This window comes from Mesorhizobium sp. P3_A2, assembly GCF_056403115.1.
Genome location: NZ_JBFUGC010000005.1, coordinates 124,136 through 141,956, shown reverse-complemented (window position 1 = coordinate 141,956; position 17,821 = coordinate 124,136). Strand labels below are relative to the sequence as shown.

General features: G+C 64.0%; 18 protein-coding genes. 12 read left to right on the top strand and 6 right to left on the bottom strand.

Annotation, left to right across the window (positions count from 1 at the left end; translation table 11 throughout):
* From AC1DXM_RS13580 to dhaK, 9 genes are all read left to right on the top strand, one after another.
* Positions 1 to 1,113 (top strand): ABC transporter ATP-binding protein, encoded by a 1,113-nt coding sequence (locus AC1DXM_RS13580; RefSeq protein ID WP_477233510.1) that lies wholly within the window; start codon positions 1 to 3, stop codon positions 1,111 to 1,113.
* Positions 1,106 to 2,119: an ABC transporter ATP-binding protein gene (locus AC1DXM_RS13575; RefSeq protein WP_477233509.1), complete on the top strand. Its 1,014-nt coding sequence runs from the start codon at positions 1,106 to 1,108 to the stop codon at positions 2,117 to 2,119. The genes AC1DXM_RS13580 and AC1DXM_RS13575 overlap by 8 nt, the downstream gene beginning before the upstream one ends.
* Before the next feature lie 63 nt (positions 2,120 to 2,182).
* The gene (locus AC1DXM_RS13570; protein WP_477233508.1) at positions 2,183 to 3,826 is read left to right on the top strand and encodes a dihydroxyacetone kinase subunit DhaK; all 1,644 of its coding nucleotides are present in this window, start codon (positions 2,183 to 2,185) and stop codon (positions 3,824 to 3,826) included.
* A gap of 70 nt (positions 3,827 to 3,896) precedes the next feature.
* Positions 3,897 to 4,499 (top strand): dihydroxyacetone kinase subunit DhaL, encoded by a 603-nt coding sequence (dhaL, locus tag AC1DXM_RS13565; RefSeq protein ID WP_477233507.1) that lies wholly within the window; start codon positions 3,897 to 3,899, stop codon positions 4,497 to 4,499.
* Complete coding sequence (dhaM, locus tag AC1DXM_RS13560; protein WP_142867578.1) at positions 4,496 to 4,885, top strand: dihydroxyacetone kinase phosphoryl donor subunit DhaM; 390 nt, start codon at positions 4,496 to 4,498, stop codon at positions 4,883 to 4,885. Before dhaL ends, dhaM begins: the two co-directional genes overlap by 4 nt.
* Before the next feature lie 21 nt (positions 4,886 to 4,906).
* Positions 4,907 to 5,209 (top strand): HPr family phosphocarrier protein, encoded by a 303-nt coding sequence (locus AC1DXM_RS13555; RefSeq protein WP_477233506.1) that lies wholly within the window; start codon positions 4,907 to 4,909, stop codon positions 5,207 to 5,209.
* Complete coding sequence (gene ptsP / locus AC1DXM_RS13550) at positions 5,193 to 6,779, top strand: phosphoenolpyruvate--protein phosphotransferase (protein ID WP_477233505.1); 1,587 nt, start codon at positions 5,193 to 5,195, stop codon at positions 6,777 to 6,779. The genes AC1DXM_RS13555 and ptsP overlap by 17 nt, the downstream gene beginning before the upstream one ends.
* An 11-nt stretch (positions 6,780 to 6,790) precedes the next feature.
* Complete coding sequence (locus AC1DXM_RS13545; protein WP_477233504.1) at positions 6,791 to 7,216, top strand: hypothetical protein; 426 nt, start codon at positions 6,791 to 6,793, stop codon at positions 7,214 to 7,216.
* 22 nt (positions 7,217 to 7,238) lie between these two features.
* Positions 7,239 to 8,225 (top strand): dihydroxyacetone kinase subunit DhaK, encoded by a 987-nt coding sequence (dhaK, locus tag AC1DXM_RS13540; RefSeq protein WP_477233503.1) that lies wholly within the window; start codon positions 7,239 to 7,241, stop codon positions 8,223 to 8,225.
* 52 nt (positions 8,226 to 8,277) lie between these two features.
* Here dhaK and AC1DXM_RS13535 read toward each other — a convergent pair whose 3' ends face one another.
* Both AC1DXM_RS13535 and AC1DXM_RS13530 read right to left on the bottom strand, forming a co-directional pair.
* Positions 8,278 to 8,373 carry a lasso RiPP family leader peptide-containing protein gene (locus tag AC1DXM_RS13535; protein ID WP_477233502.1) on the bottom strand — a complete coding sequence of 32 codons (96 nt, stop codon included), beginning with the start codon at positions 8,371 to 8,373 and terminating at the stop codon, positions 8,278 to 8,280.
* A gap of 87 nt (positions 8,374 to 8,460) precedes the next feature.
* Positions 8,461 to 8,664: a hypothetical protein gene (locus AC1DXM_RS13530; protein WP_477233501.1), complete on the bottom strand. Its 204-nt coding sequence runs from the start codon at positions 8,662 to 8,664 to the stop codon at positions 8,461 to 8,463.
* Between the two features lie 33 nt (positions 8,665 to 8,697).
* Between AC1DXM_RS13530 and AC1DXM_RS13525 the strand changes: the two genes are divergently transcribed.
* Positions 8,698 to 9,723 (top strand): nucleotidyltransferase family protein, encoded by a 1,026-nt coding sequence (locus AC1DXM_RS13525; protein ID WP_477233500.1) that lies wholly within the window; start codon positions 8,698 to 8,700, stop codon positions 9,721 to 9,723.
* Between the two features lie 7 nt (positions 9,724 to 9,730).
* On the opposite strand, the gene AC1DXM_RS13520 is transcribed toward AC1DXM_RS13525, so the two are convergent.
* From AC1DXM_RS13520 to AC1DXM_RS13510, 3 genes are read right to left on the bottom strand one after another with little or no spacing between them, the layout of a single operon-like run.
* Entirely contained in the window at positions 9,731 to 10,726 is a 996-nt protein-coding gene (locus AC1DXM_RS13520; protein ID WP_477233499.1) for a serine kinase, read from the bottom strand.
* On the bottom strand, positions 10,723 to 11,157 hold the full coding sequence (locus tag AC1DXM_RS13515; protein WP_477233498.1) for a lasso peptide biosynthesis B2 protein: 435 nt from the start codon (positions 11,155 to 11,157) through the stop codon (positions 10,723 to 10,725). Before AC1DXM_RS13515 ends, AC1DXM_RS13520 begins: the two co-directional genes overlap by 4 nt.
* Positions 11,157 to 11,444 carry a PqqD family protein gene (locus tag AC1DXM_RS13510; protein ID WP_477233497.1) on the bottom strand — a complete coding sequence of 96 codons (288 nt, stop codon included), beginning with the start codon at positions 11,442 to 11,444 and terminating at the stop codon, positions 11,157 to 11,159. The genes AC1DXM_RS13515 and AC1DXM_RS13510 overlap by 1 nt, the downstream gene beginning before the upstream one ends.
* An 844-nt stretch (positions 11,445 to 12,288) precedes the next feature.
* Here AC1DXM_RS13510 and AC1DXM_RS13505 point away from each other — a divergent pair.
* Positions 12,289 to 14,196: a propionyl-CoA synthetase gene (locus AC1DXM_RS13505; protein WP_477233496.1), complete on the top strand. Its 1,908-nt coding sequence runs from the start codon at positions 12,289 to 12,291 to the stop codon at positions 14,194 to 14,196.
* A gap of 292 nt (positions 14,197 to 14,488) precedes the next feature.
* Positions 14,489 to 15,196 (top strand): metallophosphoesterase family protein, encoded by a 708-nt coding sequence (locus AC1DXM_RS13500; RefSeq protein WP_477233495.1) that lies wholly within the window; start codon positions 14,489 to 14,491, stop codon positions 15,194 to 15,196.
* Positions 15,197 to 15,284: 88 nt separating this feature from the next.
* On the opposite strand, the gene AC1DXM_RS13495 is transcribed toward AC1DXM_RS13500, so the two are convergent.
* Complete coding sequence (locus AC1DXM_RS13495) at positions 15,285 to 17,663, bottom strand: polysaccharide biosynthesis tyrosine autokinase (protein WP_477233494.1); 2,379 nt, start codon at positions 17,661 to 17,663, stop codon at positions 15,285 to 15,287.
* Positions 17,664 to 17,821 lie beyond the last annotated feature (158 nt).

Sequence of the window (17,821 nt, the reverse complement as noted above, 5' to 3'; positions counted from 1 at the left end):
ATGGCCGAGATCCGCGTCCAACACCTGAGAAAGGCCTTCGGCGATTTCGTCGCCGTGCAGGATTCGAGCTTCGTCGTCGAGGATGGCGAATTCTTCGTCATGCTCGGGCCGTCGGGCTGCGGCAAGACGACGACATTGCGCATGATCGCCGGGTTGGAGCTGCCGACCGGCGGCCAGATCCTGCTCGGCGGCGAGGACGTCACCATGCGGCGCGCGCGGGAGCGCGACATCGCCTTCGTCTTCCAGCTGTTCGCGCTCTACCCGCACATGAATGTGCGCAAGAACATCGGCTTCCCGCTTTTGGCGCAAGGCATGCCGTCGGCCGAAATCCGTCAACGCGTCGAACAGACCGCAAAGTTGCTGCGCATCGACCATCTGCTGAACAAATCGGTCTCAGGGCTTGCCGGCGGCGACCGCCAGCGCGTCGCGCTCGGCCGCGCCATCGTGCGGCGGCCTAAATGCTTTTTGATGGATGAGCCGCTCGGCACGCTCGATACCGAGTTCCGTGACCTCATGGTGCATGAGCTGCGCGAGCTGCACAACCGCATTCACGCCACCACCGTCTACGTCACGCACGACCAGATGGAAGCGATGTCGATGGCCGACAAGATCGCTGTCATGAACCATGGCGTCATCGAACAGTTCGGCAGCCCACGCGAAATCTACGACCGCCCGGCGACCATGTTCGTCGCCGATTTCATCGGCTCGCCGCCGATGAACTTTCTGGGCTTTGGCGGCGGACTGGCCAAGGGGGCAAAGGAAATCGTCGTCCAGGGCGCCAAGGTGGCGGTGCCGGAGGTGCGCGAGGACATCGCACCAGCCGACATGGCGCTCGGCATAAGGCCGGAACACATCCGCTTCGACGACGCCTCGAAACTGCGCGGCGCGATTTACGGCACGGAATATCTCGGCACCACGCAGATCGTCGCGGTGGAGACGGCGGACGGCATCATCAAGGCGCGGGTGCCGGCCGAAATCCGGCTCGCTGCCGGCGATCATGTCGGCCTGACCCTGAACAGCGCGCGGCTGTCGCTGTTCGACAAGGGATCGGGCCGCGCCGTGCGCACCGCGATTCACGACACGGCCTCTCAAGGGAGAGCGCAGCATGGCTGACGTACACATCAAAGGCGTGACCAAGACGTTTGGCGACCACGCCGCCGTCAGCAATCTCGACCTCCAGATCAAGGATGGCGAGTTCGTCGTGCTGCTCGGGCCGACCGGCGCCGGGAAGACGACGACACTGCGCCTGATCGCCGGGCTGGAGCGGCCCGACAGCGGCACGATCCATATTGGCGGCCAAAATGCGACGATGCTGTCGCCGGCCGAGCGCGACACCGCTTTCGTGTTCCAGCAATATTCGCTCTATCCGCATCTGTCGGTCTACGACAACCTCGCCTTCCCGCTGCGCTCGCCGGCGCGGAAAATACCGGAGGACCAGATCCGCCGCCGCGTCGAGGAGGTGGCGAAAATGGTGCGCATCCACCACAAGCTGAACAACCGCTCGACCAAGCTGTCCGGCGGTGAAATGCAGCGCGTCGCCATCGGCCGCGCTTTGGTGCGAAAACCGTCGATCTATCTGATGGACGAACCGCTGTCGTCGCTGGACGCCAAATTGCGCGCCGATCTCAGGCTCGAGCTGAAACGTATCCAGGCCGAACTCGGCGCCACCATGCTCTATGTCACCCACGACCAGATCGAGGCTATGACCATGGCCGACCGCATCGGCATCCTCGCCGATGGCGTGCTGGTGCAGATCGGCACGCCGCGCACGATCTATTCCGAGCCGGCAAATCTTCATGTCGCGGCACGGCTCGGCCAGCCGGCGATCAATCTTCTGCCGGCCGGACTGTTGCCCGATGGCGGCGCTCCAACCGGCACCAAGACGATCGGCGCACGCACCGAGCATCTGTCGATCGCGAAGGCCGCGAACGGCCTCGCCGACGGCGTCGTCGATTGGGTCGAGCATCTCGGCGACCAGAACCATCTGCATGTGACGGTGGGGGCCAAGAAGCTGGTGACGCTGACCGACCCCGACACGGATCTGGCGCAAGGCGACAAAGTGGTGATCCGCTACCGCTCGCCACTCTATTTCGGCGCCGATGGGCAACGACTGATGTGAGGTTTCGGTGTCTCGCCAAGGGTACGGCACCGGCTTCTGATTGACGAATACAGGACGAATTCGATGAAGCATTTTTTCAACCGCAGGGAAACGATCGTCACCGAGGCGCTGGACGGTCTGTTGCGGACCATCGGTTCGGGTGATCTGGCGCGCCTCGATGGCTATCCCGAGATCAAGGTCGTGCTGCGCGCCGACTGGGACAAGGCAAAAGTTGCCGTCGTCTCCGGCGGCGGCGCCGGGCACGAGCCATCGCATGCCGGCTTCGTCGGCAAGGGCATGCTGACGGCGGCCGTTTCGGGCGAGATCTTCGCCTCGCCAAGCGTCGAAGCGGTGCTGGCGGCCATCCGCGCGGTGACCGGTCCGGCCGGCTGCCTGCTGATCGTCAAGAACTACACCGGCGACCGGCTCAATTTCGGCCTGGCGGCCGAGAAGGCGCGCGCCGAGGGGTTTCGTGTCGAGATGGCGATCGTCGCCGACGACATCGCCTTGCCGGACATCAACCAACCGCGCGGGGTCGCCGGCACCTTGTTCGTGCACAAGATAGCCGGCCATCTGTCGGAGGCCGGAAGCGATCTGACAGCGATCGCGACGGCGGCGCGCGCGGCGGCGAAGGACGTCATCTCGCTCGGCATGTCGCTGTCATCCTGCTCGATCCCCGGCCAGCCACATGAAGAGCGGTTCGGCGAAAACGATGGCGAACTCGGCCTCGGCATCCATGGCGAGCCGGGCGTCGAGCGGATCGCGGTGCAGAGCGCCGACAAGCTTGTCGCGATCATGGCGGAGCGGCTTACGGCACGGCTCGACCCGTCGGCCAAGCATGCGCTGCTGATCAGCAATCTCGGTTCGGTGCCGCCGCTCCAAATGTCGCTGGTTGCCAATGCAGTGCTGACCTCGCCGCTGGCCAGGACCGTGAAGCTTGCCATCGGCCCCGGCCCGCTGATGACGGCGCTCAACATGAACGGCTTTTCGCTGTCGCTGATCAAGCTCGATGCCGCGCGCGAGGCGGCCTTGCTGGCGCCGGTCGGACCGCACGCCTGGATGCCGGCAAAGCCCGTTGCAGCGCCTGCCATTGTGCCAATGGCGAAAGCGGCCGGAAAGAGCGCAGCCCAAAAGGCCAGCCAGGACGCCGGCACCAGGCGCCTTGTCATCACGATCTGCGAACGGCTGATTGCGCTTGAAGAGACTTTAAACGGACTGGACGCCAAGGCGGGCGATGGTGATACAGGCTCGACGGTAGCGACCGGCGCGCGCAGCGTGCTGGAAAAGCTCGATGCGCTGCCGCTGGCCGATCCGGCCGCCACGCTGGCGGCGGTGGGCGATCTCCTGGGTGTCGCCATGGGTGGTTCCTCGGGCGTGCTGCTGTCGATCTTCTTCACGGCGGCAGCGCAGGCTACGAATACGAGTGCGACCCTGTCCAAGGCGCTGCTTGCCGGCCTTGACCGGATGACCTTCTACGGCGGCGCCAAGATCGGCGACCGCACCATGGTCGATGCGCTGGAACCGGCGCTGAAAGCGCTCGACGCCAATGGCCTGGACGCTGCGGCGACAGCAGCCCGGCACGGCGCCGAGGCGACGGCGGCCATGGAGAAGGCGAAGGCCGGACGATCGGCCTATGTCGGCACAAAATTGCAGGGCGTGGCCGACCCCGGCGCGCATGCCGTGGCCGAAGTGTTCGCCGCCGCCGCCGCGCTGTATGCAGCGGCCTGATGGCATGCTTCAGTTGTCGAATGAAAATTCTTTCGATACTGCCGGCAGGACCGAAACCGGGAATTTGGATATGGCGGCGTTGGACCTTGTCGGGCTGATCACGGCCGCCGCGGATACGATTGCCGCTCACGCCGAGGAGTTGACCGCGCTCGACCAGGCGATCGGTGACGGTGACCACGGGCTGAACATGAAGCGCGGCTTTGAAGCCGTGCGCAACGAGGCCGAGGCTTTTTCGGCCAAGCTGCTGCCCGAGGCCCTGAAGGGGATCGGCACCAAGCTGGTGATGACGGTGGGTGGCGCGTCCGGGCCGCTGTTCGGCACGCTTTTCCTGGCGTTCGGCAAGGAAATTTCGGCAGAGCCGGATCGCGCCAACCTGACAGCTGCCTTCGGCAAGGCGATCGAAGCGGTGGCCGCCAGAGGCAAGTCGCAGGTCGGCCAGAAGACGATGCTCGACGTGCTGCAGCCGGTGCATGACGCGCTTGCGGATGGAAAGACAGGTTCTGAGATCGCTAATATCGCTGACGCGGCGGCCGACGCGACCATTCCGATGAAGGCGCTGCGCGGGCGCGCCTCATTCCTCGGCGACCGCTCCATCGGCCATATGGATGCCGGCGCGCGTTCGACTGCGCTGCTGGTGCGGACCGTCGCCGAAACCATCGGGGAAAGCGTATGAGCAATGTCGGCATCGTCATCGTCTCGCATTCGCCGCTGGTCGCCGAAGGCACGGCCGACATGGTGCGCCAGATGGTGGGCGACGAAGTGCCGCTTGCATGGTGCGGCGGAAACGGCCATGGCGGGCTCGGCACCAGTGTCGAGGCGATCATGGGCGCCATCGAAAAGGCCTGGTCGGAGGCCGGAGTCGCCATCCTCGTTGATCTCGGCGGCGCCGAGACCAACTCGGAGATGGCGGTGGAAATGATCGGTGAGCCGCGGGCGCAGAAGATTGTCGTCTGCAACGCGCCGATCGTCGAAGGTGCCGTGATGGCGGCGACCGAGGCGTCCGGCGGCGCCTCGCTGAAGGAAGTGGTGGCGACGGCGCATGAATTGTCGCCGTCGTGAGTGAACGGGAATTTTGAGCGCATGTCCGCATTTGCCGAAGCGACCGTCCTGATCACCCACGAGGTGGGTCTGCATGCGCGCCCTTCGGTGAAGTTCACCAAGCTTGCCAAGAGCTTTGCCGCCGAGGTGGAAATAGCGCTTGCCGCCAACGGTCCGTGGTTCGACGCCAAGAGCATCGTCAAGGTGATGGCAACCAGGGCGCCGAAAGGCACCATGCTGCATATCAGGGCCACCGGCGACGGCGCCGAGGATGCCGTGAGCGCGCTGGCCGAACTGGTGCGGCGCGATTTCGACGAGGGCGCGGGCCATGCCCGAACCGCTTAGGCTGCAAGGCATTTCGGCTTCGGCCGGCTATGCCGAAGGGCCGCTGTTCAATCTCGACCGCGGCCCTGCGCGCTACACGGGCAAGGCGACAGCCGGCGAGGAGAAGGCTGCACTGGAAGCAGCACTCGTCAGCGCGACGGGTCGGCTCGCGACCCTGATAGAAACCGCCGATGGCGAGGCGGCCGGCATCCTTGAGTTCCAGATCGCCATGATTGAGGACGATGCCCTGACCGGTCCGGCCTTCGCCGCGATCGCATCCGGCATGCCGGCTGACCTGGCCTGGCGGCAGGCGTTGGACGTTGAGATTGCCGGCTATGAAACGTCAGACCAGGACTATTTCCGGGCGCGCGCTGCCGATATGCGCGATATCCGCGACCGCGTGCTGCGCGCCCTGACCGAGGAGCAGGAGAGCGCTGCGCCAGCGGGCGCCATTCTCTATGGCGAGGACATTGCGCCGACGCGCTTTCTCGAGACCGACTGGAGCGCCGGCGGCGGCATCGCGCTAAGGGCCGGCAGCACCGCCAGTCATGTTGCCATGCTCGCGCGCTCACGCGGTGTGCCGATGGTGGTGGGGCTTGGCTCTTCGCCGGCTAATCCCGATGGCCTGGCCCTGCTCGATGCCGAACATGGCGGCATTGTATTGGCGCCCTCAAAGGCCGAGATCGAAACCTTTCGCCGTTCGTCGTCTTCGTTTGCGGCACGCCGCGACAAGGCCGAAGCCTATCTGGCGAGGCCGGCAGTGACCAAGGCCGGCACTACGGTGCGCGTGCAGGTCAACATCGCCGATCCGTCCGAGGTCGACAGCATCGACATCGCAACCTGCGACGGCGTCGGGCTGATGCGCACCGAATTCCTGTTCGGCAAGGCGCCGCCGGACGAGGAGACGCAATACAGCTGCTATCGCAAAGTGCTGGAATGGGCCGGCGACAAGCCGGTGACCATCCGCACCGTCGACGCCGGCGGCGACAAACCGGTGCCAGGCTTTACGGTCGAGGAGAGCAACCCGTTCCTCGGCCTGCGCGGCATCAGGCTGTCGCTGGCAAGGCCGAACGTGTTTCGTGTGCAGATTCGGGCGTTGCTGCGCGCCGCGGTGCACGGCAATCTGAAGGTGATGTTCCCAATGATCGCCGTCACGGAGGAGTACCAGCGCGCCACCGCTTTGTTCGCGGAGGAGCAGGCTGGGCTCGTCGCCCGCGGCGTCGCGCAAAAAATGCCGCCGCTCGGTATCATGATCGAGGTGCCGTCGGTGGCGATCGCGCCGGAGGCGTTTGCCGATGTCGCCTTCTTCTCGATCGGCTCCAACGATCTGACCCAGTATGTGATGGCGGCCGCCCGTGACAACTCTGCCGTGGCGCATCTCAATTCGGTGCGACATCCGGCCGTGCTGCGGCTCATTGCGGAAGTGACCGCGTTCGGCTTGCGCGCAAAGATTCCGGTCAGCCTGTGCGGCGATGCCGGCGGCGACCCTGCGGCGATACCGGCGCTGATCGAGGCCGGCCTGCGCGATCTCTCGGTCGCTCCGGCACAACTCGCCATGGCCAAGGCGGCTATAGCCGATGTTGCGATCTAGGCGTGGCTGAGATGGTCGACAAGACACCAGAACCCGGTTCCGAAGAGGCGATCCGCGCCTACAAGACGATCCTGTCGCAGGTCATCGACCAGCGCCCGTCGGGCATGCGCCAGCGCCTTGCCGATGCGCTGGGCAAGCACCGCAGCTTCGTGACGCAAATCTCCAGCGCGGCCTATTCGATCCCGATTCCTTCAAAACATTTGCCGGCTATTTTTTCCGTCTGCCATTTCAGCCCAGTCGAGCGCGACCACTTTCTCGCCGCCTACCATTTGGCGCATCCCGGCAAAATGTCGATCGCCGCAGGCATGCGCAAGACGCGGCATGTCTCGCTGATCGTGCCCGATTTCGGCGACGACAAGCAGAATGCGGCGCTCGACCGCGCGATCAACGAATTCATCCAGAAGATCACCAGCATCACCGGCAGGAGTGGTGGCTGATCGTCTCGTGTCGGGAGGACACATGAAGAAGTTTATGAATTCCGTCGACACGGTGCTGAGCGAAAGCCTCGATGGCTTCGTTTCCGCCCATGCCGACATTCTAGTGCTCGGTGACGAGCACAAATTCATCCGCCGCAAGGTGCTGAAGCCGGGGAAGGTGGCGCTGATCTCAGGCGGCGGTTCCGGCCACGAGCCGCTGCACGCCGGCTTTGTCGGCCACGGCATGCTGGATGCTGCCTGCCCCGGCCAGGTGTTCACCTCGCCGACACCGGACCAGATGCTGGCGGCGGCCACAGCCGTCGACACCGGTGCCGGCTGCCTGTTCATCGTCAAGAACTATGAAGGCGACGTGATGAATTTCGACATGGCCGCCGAGATGGCCGACGGCGTCCTGCAGGTTGTGACGAATGACGACGTCGCGGTCGAAAACTCGTCCTATACAACCGGCCGGCGCGGCGTTGCCGGCACGCTAGTGGTCGAAAAGGTCATCGGCGCCGCCGCCGAGCAAGGCATGGCGCTGACGCAGCTCAAGGCGCTCGGCGATCGCGTCAACGGCGCAACGCGCTCAATGGGCGTGGCGCTGACCAGCTGCACCGTGCCGGCGGCGGGCAAGCCGACCTTCGACATTGGCGATGGCGAGATGGAATTCGGCGTCGGCATCCATGGCGAGCCCGGCCGGCGTCGCGATACATTGAAAAGCGCCGATGCGATCGCCGGCGAAATTTGCGCCGCGATCCTGGGCGATCTCCGTGACAGGGCGAAAGGCCCGGCGCTGCTGTTCGTCAACGGCTTCGGCGGCACGCCGCTGATGGAGCTTTACCTGATGTACAACAGCGCCCGCACAATCTTTGAAAAGCACGGCGTGACGGTGACCCGTTCGCTGGTCGGATCCTATGTGACATCTCTGGACATGGCTGGCTGCTCGATCACGCTGACCATGCTGGACGGCGAAATGACGGGCTTGTGGGACGCGCCGGTGCATACGGCGGCGCTGCGCTGGGGAATGTAACGGAGAGGCTTTGCCCGATACCTCGATCAGGCGGTCTTATGAAACTTGCCGCTTAGCCCGCCGGACCGGACGCACCGTTATCCGCGGTCACGCTGGACAGCTTGCCCGCCTTGCGCAGCACCGGCGCTTCGTATTGCTTCTTGGTCATTTCATTCCCCCTTTGTCGGCAACTCCAGTGGTGGCCCCGACAAGGACACCGGTATCTGGCCTCAGCCAAACCGAAGTCTCAGAAGTCTTAAAGTGCCTTCGACGCTCCACCGGCCACCAGACTGGACAATTTTCCCGCCTTGCGCAGCACAGGCGCCTCATACTTTTTCTTGATCATTTCCAAACACCCTTTGAGTCCAACGAAAAAGAATGGACGGAAACGGTAGAAAGTCAATTCATGAGCCCGGTTCTGCGACCCTATGCTGGCTTCATGCATGCTTTTCTGCAACATACGCCCTTCCAGAAGCCAACGTCATCCGGGTTGATGCTGCCACCACTTACGCCTGCCGATGAAAAACTGCTGCTGACCTTCGCCGACCCGGAGGCGTCGGCTGCTGTTGGCAGTGACGTTGCTGCCAAAACCTTGCTGGCACTGCTCGCCAATGCCGAGTTCCACGGCGTGCTGCCGATCATGCTGCGCAAGCTCAGGGAAATCGGCGACGCCCAACTGCCGGTCGACGCCGCCTTGCAACAGAAACTGTCGGAACTGCGCGACCAGTCGACCCTGGCGACCGGCCAGTCGATGCTGCTGCAGTATCATGGCGATCGCATCATGAAGGCATTGGCGGCGAAGGGCGTTCCGGCTCGGATCGTCAAAGGCCCGGTGTTCGCACGCAAGCTTTATCGCCACGCCGCCGACCGGCCGTTCACCGACATCGACATTCTGGTTGAGCCGGCCAGCATCGTCGAGGCCAATGCCGTAATTGCCGGATGCGGCTTCGATCTCTGGAGTGGCGAAGCGCAGTCGCAGGATCTGCAGGAGTTCAAATGGCTGGAGAAGGAGAATACCAGCCTGCTGATCGAACTGCACGGCAATCTGGTGCATGATTCCGGCATGCGGCGGCGGCTTTCGCTGGGCTTTCGCGAGTTGCAGATCATCGACGGGGGCGAGGCCGACACGCCGGCCGCGCTGCTGACCATCGCCATCGTGCATGCCGCTGGCGGGCACAAGTTCCACCGGCTGCAGCTTTGCGTCGACGTGTTGCAAGGCGTACGCGCACTGCGCTCGCCTGCGGACGAGGACCGGCTGTTCGAGGCGGCGCGCATGAGCGGCATCGAACTGGAACTGGCGACGGTTCTCAATGTGACGGGGCGGCTGTTTAATGCACCGCGCGCGGTCGAACTGGCCGACCGCATCAAACCCGATCTCACGATACGTCTGGCCAAATGGCTCATCACTGGCGATACGCTGCTCGGCGTCAATTCCAGGGACAAGATGCATTCGCGTCTGCGCCGCGACGCCTTCCGCTGGGTTCAGCGGCTTGCCAGGCCAAAGCCGCATTTCGCCTGAATGGTGCTTAGTCCCGCGCCGCCAGCGCCGAGCGGATCAACGGGGCCGCCTCGGCCGGGTTCGCGCCGACTTCCAGCGTAAACGTCGGAACGGCTTTGACCAGCATCGCGATCGTTGCCATGCGGCGCTTCTGCGCCGGCAAAAGGCCGGTCATGCCGGTCCTGACATTGTCGGCGGCGAGCGCCACCATGGCGTCGGTCCTGGCCATCGGCACCAGCCGGGTTTGCGCGTCCGCCGAGCGGGCGAGATGAAGCAATGCTACAACCGGCCGGTCGACTGTCTCCTCGATGCGGATGATCTCGGCGAGACGTTCCAGCGAGACGGCCTGCTCGCCATTGGTATCCCATTTGTCGCCAAGGCAGGGAGCCACGAAAGGCAGCATTGCCGCCGTGTTGCGGTGGACCTTCACCTTGCGCGGCAAGCCCCAGGCCGTGATACCGCCGTCGGACGCAAGCTTGAGGATCATGACGTCGTCCGAGCACAGGCCGAAGCCTTGCGATGCCAGCGCCAGCGAGGTCGTCGACTTGCCGGTGCCGCTCGGCGCATGGATCAGCACGAGCGCCTCGCGGTCGGGCAACGTCAGGCCGGCGGTATGGAGCATATGCTGGCCGCCGGCATCGAGGGCGGCATCCAGCACCATCATCAGCAACGTCCATTTGACCTTGGCGTCGGGATGAACACGGATTTCGGCCCGGCCCTCATCGGCGTTGATCGAGGCGGTCTGCAGGCCGGGAAAGATCAGGTGAACGATGCCGCCGCCGTCGATCATCCGGCAATGGCCTTCCTCCGGCACCTCGCCGTCGAAAGCGAGGTTGCCGGCAGGCGATTCCTGCAGCGCCGACGTCTCGACGATGTTGACGCGGAAAGCGGGCTCGACGGGTTCGGCCACACGCAACGTGCCGAGCATGAGGTCGAAACTCGGCCAGAGATCGGCCCGCGAGGCCGATATGCTGATGACCTGGCCCTTGAGGTCATAGCAGAAAGTGGCCGCCGAACCGGTCAAGCAGCGTGCGCCTTTCCGGCATCGGCGTGATGGCGATAGATCTGCACCATGCCGGGCAGGCAGTCGCTGACCACCGGCCGGCCGTCGAGGCAAACCCAGCAATGGGCGGACATGCGCGGCGCCTGCATCGAGTTTGGATCGACGCCGAAGCGCAGATCCGGATCGAAGCCGGCAAAGCGCAGGAAGCGGTGGGCGAGCAGGCCTTCCCTGAGGCATCTGCGATCGCGCATGAGCCAGGGGTGTCGGACGGTGCGGTTGACGGCAGCCACGATGTAGGCGGACGACAGGCCGCGATAGGGGGCAGGCGCGCTGAGCGGCGCCCATTTCAACACCGATTCGAAGCTGCGGCGGCCGATCAGAACCGGCATCAGCCGCGCACTTGTCCACAAATGGACGCGAAACAGGGTGCGCAGGAGAACACCGTCCGCCATCACACAGCCGGGGCGGCGAGAATGCCTTCGCTCACCAGTTCGGCAGCCAGCGCCGCCATGTCCTGGTCGAGCGTATCCTTGTCGACCTCGAACTCGCCGGAAAGCAGGACAACGATCTGGTCGAGGCTGCGGGCGCCGTCGACCTTGTCGAGAAAGGCTTCCGTGGTGCCATTGCAGGTGTAAAGCTGACCGCTGCGTGCGAGGAGCACGACAGCGCCATCGCCGACATGCTGGACCGAGGCGTCGTCGGCCAGCCGCAGAACCATTTCAGAAGCGATTTGGGCCATGGCGCCCCTCCAGACCTCTTTCCTGAAGAGGAGATAGCGCGGCGATGCGGCGATGTCCATTACGCGGACGGGACGGAGAACAGGCCGGTCGAAACGATCTGTGGCAATCCGGCAACGGCAACACCTCTACGACACACGCAAGCAAAACACGGTGGAGACATCCAATCCTGGGTTGTGGTAACTTCCACGCCGTCGCAAGGCTGAGAGCAGGAACCCTCCCCAGAAATAGTCGGTGCGCAAACCGTCAAGCCGGCTGTCGGACAGGGTCAAGGTGTTGCTTTTCTTACCTTAAGTAAGCTATTGAGTCGCCGGGTTTTGGGAGACTTACGAGTATGCGTTACAATTGGGAGCGGGCTCCGACGGCGTTCGAACGCCATCGGAAGGCACTGGCAGCCGCCATATTGATTGCAGGTGGCGTCGGCCTGATGCTGGCGGCCTTGCCGCTTTAAGAGCTGATATCCGACACGAGCCTCACGGGGCGCATAAACCGTTGCTGCCTGCCGCAAGGCAGGCCGCGGATTATCGTGCGTACCCGGTCACAGCGAAATAATTGCCGTCGGGCGAAAAGCCGATGATGCGCCGAGCCGCGGCATCGCCGGCCTGGGCGGCGGAAACGATCGTCAACAGCAGCGCTGCTCCAACGGCAAATGCAATCCCGTATCGCACCATCATTGCGCGCCCTGCCCCGATTTCAAACCCGGGCAATCGTGCATGCAATTTGTGGCCAAGGCGAGATCGCCTATGCGCCAAATTTCGGGAGCCACATGGCATTTCGGGGAAGACATGGCCCGGAAAACCCGCATAGGCTATTGCAAGACAGGGAATTTTCCCGAGGGAGGGATGAATGGCGTCACGCTACCACGAGGTCTATGACAGCTGGAAACGCGACCCGGAACAGTTCTGGGCCGATGCCGCCGAGGCGATTGACTGGTATTCGCCGTGGACCAGCGTGTTCGATGCCAGTGCGGGCGTTTACGGGCGCTGGTTCAACGGCGCCACCTGCAACACCTGCTACAACGCCATCGACCGCCATGTCGCCGGCGGCCGCGCGGACCAGATCGCGCTGATCCATGACAGCGCCATCACCGGCACGGTCAAGAAATTCACCTATGCCGAGCTGAAGCGCGAAGTGGTGGCGCTGACGTCGGTGCTGAAGAACCGCGGCATCGTCAAGGGTGACCGCGTCATCATCTACATGCCGATGGTGGCCGAAGCGGCGATCGCCATGCTCGCCTGCGCCCGCATCGGCGCCGTGCATTCGGTCGTGTTCGGCGGCTTTGCCTCGCACGAGCTTGCCACCCGCATCGACGATGCCAAGCCGAAGTTGATCATTTCGGCGTCGTGCGGCCTGGAGCCCGGACGCGTCGTTGCCTACAAGCCGCTGCTCGACAAGGCGATCGAGATGTCGCGGCACAAGCCGGACGCCTGCCTGATCCTGCAGCGCGACCAGCTGCGCTGCGATCTGAAGGAGCATTACGACATCGATTTTGCCGACGCAGTTGCGCGCGAGCGCGCGGCAGGCGCCAATGTCGACTGCGTTCCGGTGCTCGCCACCGACCCGCTCTACATCATCTACACCTCCGGTACGACCGGCCAGCCAAAGGGCATCGTGCGCGACAATGGCGGCCATATGGTCGCGCTGAAATGGACCATGGAAAACGAGTTCGGCGTCAAACCGGGCGAAGTGTTCTGGGCGGCCTCCGATGTCGGCTGGGTGGTCGGCCATTCCTACATCGTCTACGGGCCGCTGCTGCATGGCGCGACAAGCGTGCTGTTCGAGGGCAAGCCGATCGGCACGCCCGATGCCGGCACTTATTGGCGAATAATTGCCGAGCATGGGGTCGTCGCGCTGTTCACCGCGCCAACCGCCTTCCGCGCCATCAAGGGGCAGGACCCCAAAGGCGAGTTCGTTGCGAAATACGATCTGTCCAAATTCCGCACCTTGTTCCTCGCCGGCGAGCGCGCCGACCCCGAAACCATCAAATGGGCGGAACAGAAACTCAACGTACCGGTGGTCGACCATTGGTGGCAGACCGAGACGGGATCGCCGATGACCATCAATCCGGCGGGCCTCGGCCTGCTGCCGGTGAAATACGGCTCGCCCGGCGTGCCGATGCCGGGCTACGACATCCGCGTGCTCGACGATGCCGGCCATGAAGTGCCGCGCGGCACACTTGGCAATGTGGTGGTAAAACTGCCGCTGCCGGCCGGCTGCCTGCCGACATTGTGGAACGCCGACGCCCGCTTCCGGCAAGCCTATCTCGAAGAGTTCCCCGGCTACTACAAGACGGCCGATGCCGGCATGATCGACGAGGACGGCTATCTTTATGTCATGGCGCGCACCGACGACATCATCAATGTCGCCGGCCACCGGCTGTCGACCGGCGCCATGGAAGAGGTGCTTTCAGCGCATCCCGATGTCGCCGAATGCGCTGTCATCGGCATCGCCGACGCTATGAAAGGCCAAGTGCCGCTCGGCTTCGTCGTGCTCAATGCCGGCGTCGCCCGCGATGCCGCTGCCATCGAAAGCGAGGTGGTGGGGCTGGTGCGCGAACGGATCGGTCCGGTCGCTGCCTTCAAGACGGTGGTGACGATCAAGCGACTGCCCAAGACGCGCTCCGGCAAGATCCTGCGTGGCACCATGCAGAAGATCGCCGACAAGGAAGAATGGACGATGCCGGCGACCATCGACGATCCCGTCATCCTCGACGAGATCACCGCGGCGCTTAAAGGACGCGGCATCGGAATCTGACCACTCGCGCTGCGGGGGCCGAGCCGGGGCAGAGGCGTGGTGGCGATCGGCTGAGCCACGGATCCGGCTGCTGCTCGACCTGAACGCCGCCTGACCACCGGGCCTTGAGGCCGGCGGCGAAAGCAGCCGCCGTTATGGAATTTCCAACACCTGCCATGTATCCACGGGTTTGCGGCGCGTCACAAAGGCGCGCCCGTGGAAACGAAACACGATTTTCGGCAGGCATCGAGCCCCAGTGGCCTTGTTTCAGCGATCCAGACCCCCTCGGCCGGCGCCGCGCGAGCGCCTGGAAATGGATATGGAGGATACAGTCGTCTACGCGATCGGCGACGTGCATGGCTGCTACAAAGAATTGCTGTCGCTGGAAGAGAAGATCGCGCTCGACGGGCTGCAATTTCGCGGGCGCAAGATCATCGTCATGCTTGGCGACTATATCGACCGCGGGCGGCAATCGGCGCGCGTGCTAGATCATCTGCTGGCGCCGCCGCCGAAAGGGTTTTTGCGCGTCTGCCTGGCGGGAAACCATGAAGTGGCGATGCTGAACTATCTCGACGGCTATCTGTCGCGGGACCGCTGGCTGGCGGTCGGCGGCCGCGAGACGCTGTTTTCCTACGGCGTCGACCCGGAGCGACTGAGCAGCCTCTATGCATCCAGCGACGAGGTCGACAGGCGCATAAGGGAGGTCATCCCGGTCGATCATATCGACTTCCTGCGTAGCCTGCCGGTATTACTCTGTTCGGACAAATTCGTCTTCGTCCATGCCGGCATCAGGCCGGGCATCGACCTTGTGGCGCAGGACGAGCAGGATCTGCTCAACATCCGCGACGAGTTCTTCGACGCTGCCCATCTGCTGGACCGCTTTGTTGTGCACGGGCACACGCCGGTCGACATCCCCCGGCTCGATGGACGGAGGCTCGACATCGACACGGGCGCCTTTCACAGCGGCCGGCTGACCGCCGTCAGGATCGCCGACAAGTTCGGCAAGCTGATCTTTTCCTGACAGTTGCCAGGCGCGCGAGGATGAGAGGCGGCATTCCGGCCAGGCCAGCGTTTAACGCTGGCCTGCTTGAACTCGTTCTGCGCCGGCTCTAAGCGGCCTTCTTGGCGCGCAGATCCGACTTTTCGAGATAATAGGTCGAATAGCGGTCGAAGAATTTCTCCGAGCCGCCGAGCGAACCGTATTTCGCAAGCTTCTTCAGGTCGACCTTGTTGAGCACGGCGCCGACGATCTTGTTGGCAACATAGGGCTCCTGCTCCAGCAGCGAGCGCACCATGGCGCGCGGCGTGCGGCCCCATTCGGCGACCAGCACGAAGCCGTCGACCAGCGGCGCGAAGGCCTTGGCGTCGACCACGGGGCCGAGCGGAGGCAGGTCGGCGACGATGTACTCGAATGTCTCCTTGGCGTTGTCGATGAAGCGCCGCATGCCGGCCGACGAAAGCAGCTCGCTAGTGTGCGAGAACTGGCCGCGCAGCACGGCCGGGATGATCGCCAGCTTGGTCTGGCGGTCGACCTTTCCGACCGACTGCCAGGTCTGGCCGTTGACCACGGCTTCCATCAGCCCTTGCTCGGCCTCCATGCCGAGGTTGCGGCTGAGGCCCGGATTGCGCAGATCGGCGTCGATCAAAAGGGTTTTCGAACCGTTGGCGGCAAGCAATCCAGCCAGATTGGCGGCGACCGTCGACTTGCCCTCGCCAGGCAGGATCGAGATCACGCCGATGACCCGGCTGCCTTGCCCTTCCATGACGACGTCGAAGGCGATCTTGGCGTTGCGCAGCGTTTCGGAAAACATCGAGGCCGGCGCATCAACGCTGACCCGCATGCGCGCCCGTTTCTCGGCCGCCGACAAGGTGTTGGTGCCTTTGGCATCCGCCGCACCCTCATCGGCGTCCTTGCTCAGCCTGCCGCCGATCGTCGGCAGATAGCCGAGGAATTTGAGGCCGACGCGATCGCGAACGTCCTCGCCGGTCCTGAAGAACCGCTCGTTGAACTCGTTAAGGCCGCCAAAGCCGGCGCCGAGCAGCACGCCAAGCACCAGTGCAAGCGCCAGCACCCTGGAGGTGCGCGGGCTCGAGGCGGAAAGCGGTGCTGACGCATCCGAGATGATGCGGACCTTGCCGACCGGGAAGGACTGCTGCTGCGAGGCTTCCTCATAGCGGCCGAGGAAGGTCTGGTAGAGCGTGGTCAGCGCCTGCGCCTGCTGCTCGAGTTCGCGCAGCTTGACCTGCGACTGGTTGTCGACGGAGCTCTTGCCGGCGGCGTCGGCGATCTTCTGCCTCAACGCCGTCTCGCGCGACAGAGCCACTTCATATTCGTTGCGATAGCTTTCGGTCAGTTGCTTCAACTCGCCGAAAATCTGTGTCGACAGATCGGCCTTCTCCTTGGTCAGCGCCACGGCTTGCGGATGCTCGGCGCCGAAATTGGCCGTCACGTCCTGCAGTCGCTTGGCGACCGTGAGATAGCGGGTCTTGAGCGTTGCAATGACCGAGCTCGCCGGCTGGTCGCTCGATATGGCGGAATCGTTGAAGGCGTTGTCGGAACCGCTTTCGACGATGGCCTTGTATTGCTGGTAGCGGGCGCCGGCGCGCGCCGTATCGGCCTGCGCGACGATCAGCTGGGCGGTGAGGTCGGCGATCTGCTTGTCGCTGATCAGCTGGCCGTCACTGTTGGCGGCCAGGCCGTGCTCGGACCTGAACTTCTCGACCGCGAGCGCCGCTGCCTGCGAGTTTTGCCGAAGTTCGGTCAGCCGGCCCTGCAGCCAAACCGCCGCGCGCTCGGTGGCGTCGAAGCTGGCGTTGAGCTGGTCGGCGAGATAGGCGTCGGCATAGGCCTTGGTGATGGCGGTGGCCAGCGCCGGATTTGTCGATTGGTAACCGATGGCAATCACATAGCTGCGGCCGGTGCGCTGTGCCAGCACCTCGCTCTGCAGCTTCAGCACGGCATAGTCATGGCGCGCCGTCTGCATCATCGCCTGGCGCGTCGCTTCATCGATATTTTCCATGCCGGGAATCTGGTCGGCGGAACTTGAGCGGAAATAGCCGACCACGCCGCGCACGAAGCCGATGCCCTTGGCCAGGGCTGATTGCGGCGGGTTCATGAATTCTGCGTTCTGGTCAAGCTTCAGCTTGTCGACCACCACCGAGGCAAGCCGCGCCGAGTTGATGATTTCGATCTGGCTGAGAAGGGCGGCGTCGGTCTGCATGGTGACGGATGTAGCCGAGATGTCGTCGACCACCTTGTTCAGGCCTTCGTCGATCAGCACGCTGGCGACCGACGTGTATTGCTTGGGCGTGGTCTGCAGATAAAGCACGCCCATGAACAGGCCGATGATGGCGCAGACCGCCACCACCTTGACCTGCCGCGCCGCCATGCCAAGCAGGCGCTCGACGTCGATGAAGTCTTCACCCTTTTCCTGATCGGTGTTGGGCAATGGCATCCTCTTGTCGAGAGGAAAGCTGGCATAATTCATCTTCGGTCCAATTCTAGGTTACAGGCGCCGGAGCGAGACGGGGTCAGGCCCCGTCTCATCCGAAGCTGCGGAGATCGGGGGCAAGGTATGCAACGCAAGCTTCATGCCATCTGGCGCCGGGCCTGAACGGCCAGGCGCGCAAGCATGAGCTGCGCCAT

Bases quoted from the DNA above. Each gene is read 5' to 3' on its own strand.
- ptsP (WP_477233505.1), top strand. From the start codon at position 5,193: ATGCCCGAACCGCTTAGGCTGCAAGGCATTTCGGCTTCGGCCGGCTAT.
- AC1DXM_RS13580 (WP_477233510.1), top strand. From the start codon at position 1: ATGGCCGAGATCCGCGTCCAACACCTGAGAAAGGCCTTCGGCGATTTC.
- AC1DXM_RS13500 (WP_477233495.1), top strand. From the start codon at position 14,489: ATGGATATGGAGGATACAGTCGTCTACGCGATCGGCGACGTGCATGGC.
- dhaM (WP_142867578.1), top strand. From the start codon at position 4,496: ATGAGCAATGTCGGCATCGTCATCGTCTCGCATTCGCCGCTGGTCGCC.
- dhaK (WP_477233503.1), top strand. From the start codon at position 7,239: ATGAAGAAGTTTATGAATTCCGTCGACACGGTGCTGAGCGAAAGCCTC.
- AC1DXM_RS13535 (WP_477233502.1), bottom strand. From the start codon at position 8,373: ATGACCAAGAAGCAATACGAAGCGCCGGTGCTGCGCAAGGCGGGCAAG.
- AC1DXM_RS13525 (WP_477233500.1), top strand. From the start codon at position 8,698: ATGCTGCCACCACTTACGCCTGCCGATGAAAAACTGCTGCTGACCTTC.
- AC1DXM_RS13505 (WP_477233496.1), top strand. From the start codon at position 12,289: ATGGCGTCACGCTACCACGAGGTCTATGACAGCTGGAAACGCGACCCG.
- AC1DXM_RS13515 (WP_477233498.1), bottom strand. From the start codon at position 11,157: ATGGCGGACGGTGTTCTCCTGCGCACCCTGTTTCGCGTCCATTTGTGG.
- AC1DXM_RS13545 (WP_477233504.1), top strand. From the start codon at position 6,791: ATGGTCGACAAGACACCAGAACCCGGTTCCGAAGAGGCGATCCGCGCC.
- AC1DXM_RS13510 (WP_477233497.1), bottom strand. From the start codon at position 11,444: ATGGCCCAAATCGCTTCTGAAATGGTTCTGCGGCTGGCCGACGACGCC.
- AC1DXM_RS13575 (WP_477233509.1), top strand. From the start codon at position 1,106: ATGGCTGACGTACACATCAAAGGCGTGACCAAGACGTTTGGCGACCAC.
- AC1DXM_RS13570 (WP_477233508.1), top strand. From the start codon at position 2,183: ATGAAGCATTTTTTCAACCGCAGGGAAACGATCGTCACCGAGGCGCTG.
- AC1DXM_RS13530 (WP_477233501.1), bottom strand. From the start codon at position 8,664: ATGTTGCAGAAAAGCATGCATGAAGCCAGCATAGGGTCGCAGAACCGG.
- dhaL (WP_477233507.1), top strand. From the start codon at position 3,897: ATGGCGGCGTTGGACCTTGTCGGGCTGATCACGGCCGCCGCGGATACG.
- AC1DXM_RS13555 (WP_477233506.1), top strand. From the start codon at position 4,907: ATGTCCGCATTTGCCGAAGCGACCGTCCTGATCACCCACGAGGTGGGT.
- AC1DXM_RS13495 (WP_477233494.1), bottom strand. From the start codon at position 17,663: ATGAATTATGCCAGCTTTCCTCTCGACAAGAGGATGCCATTGCCCAAC.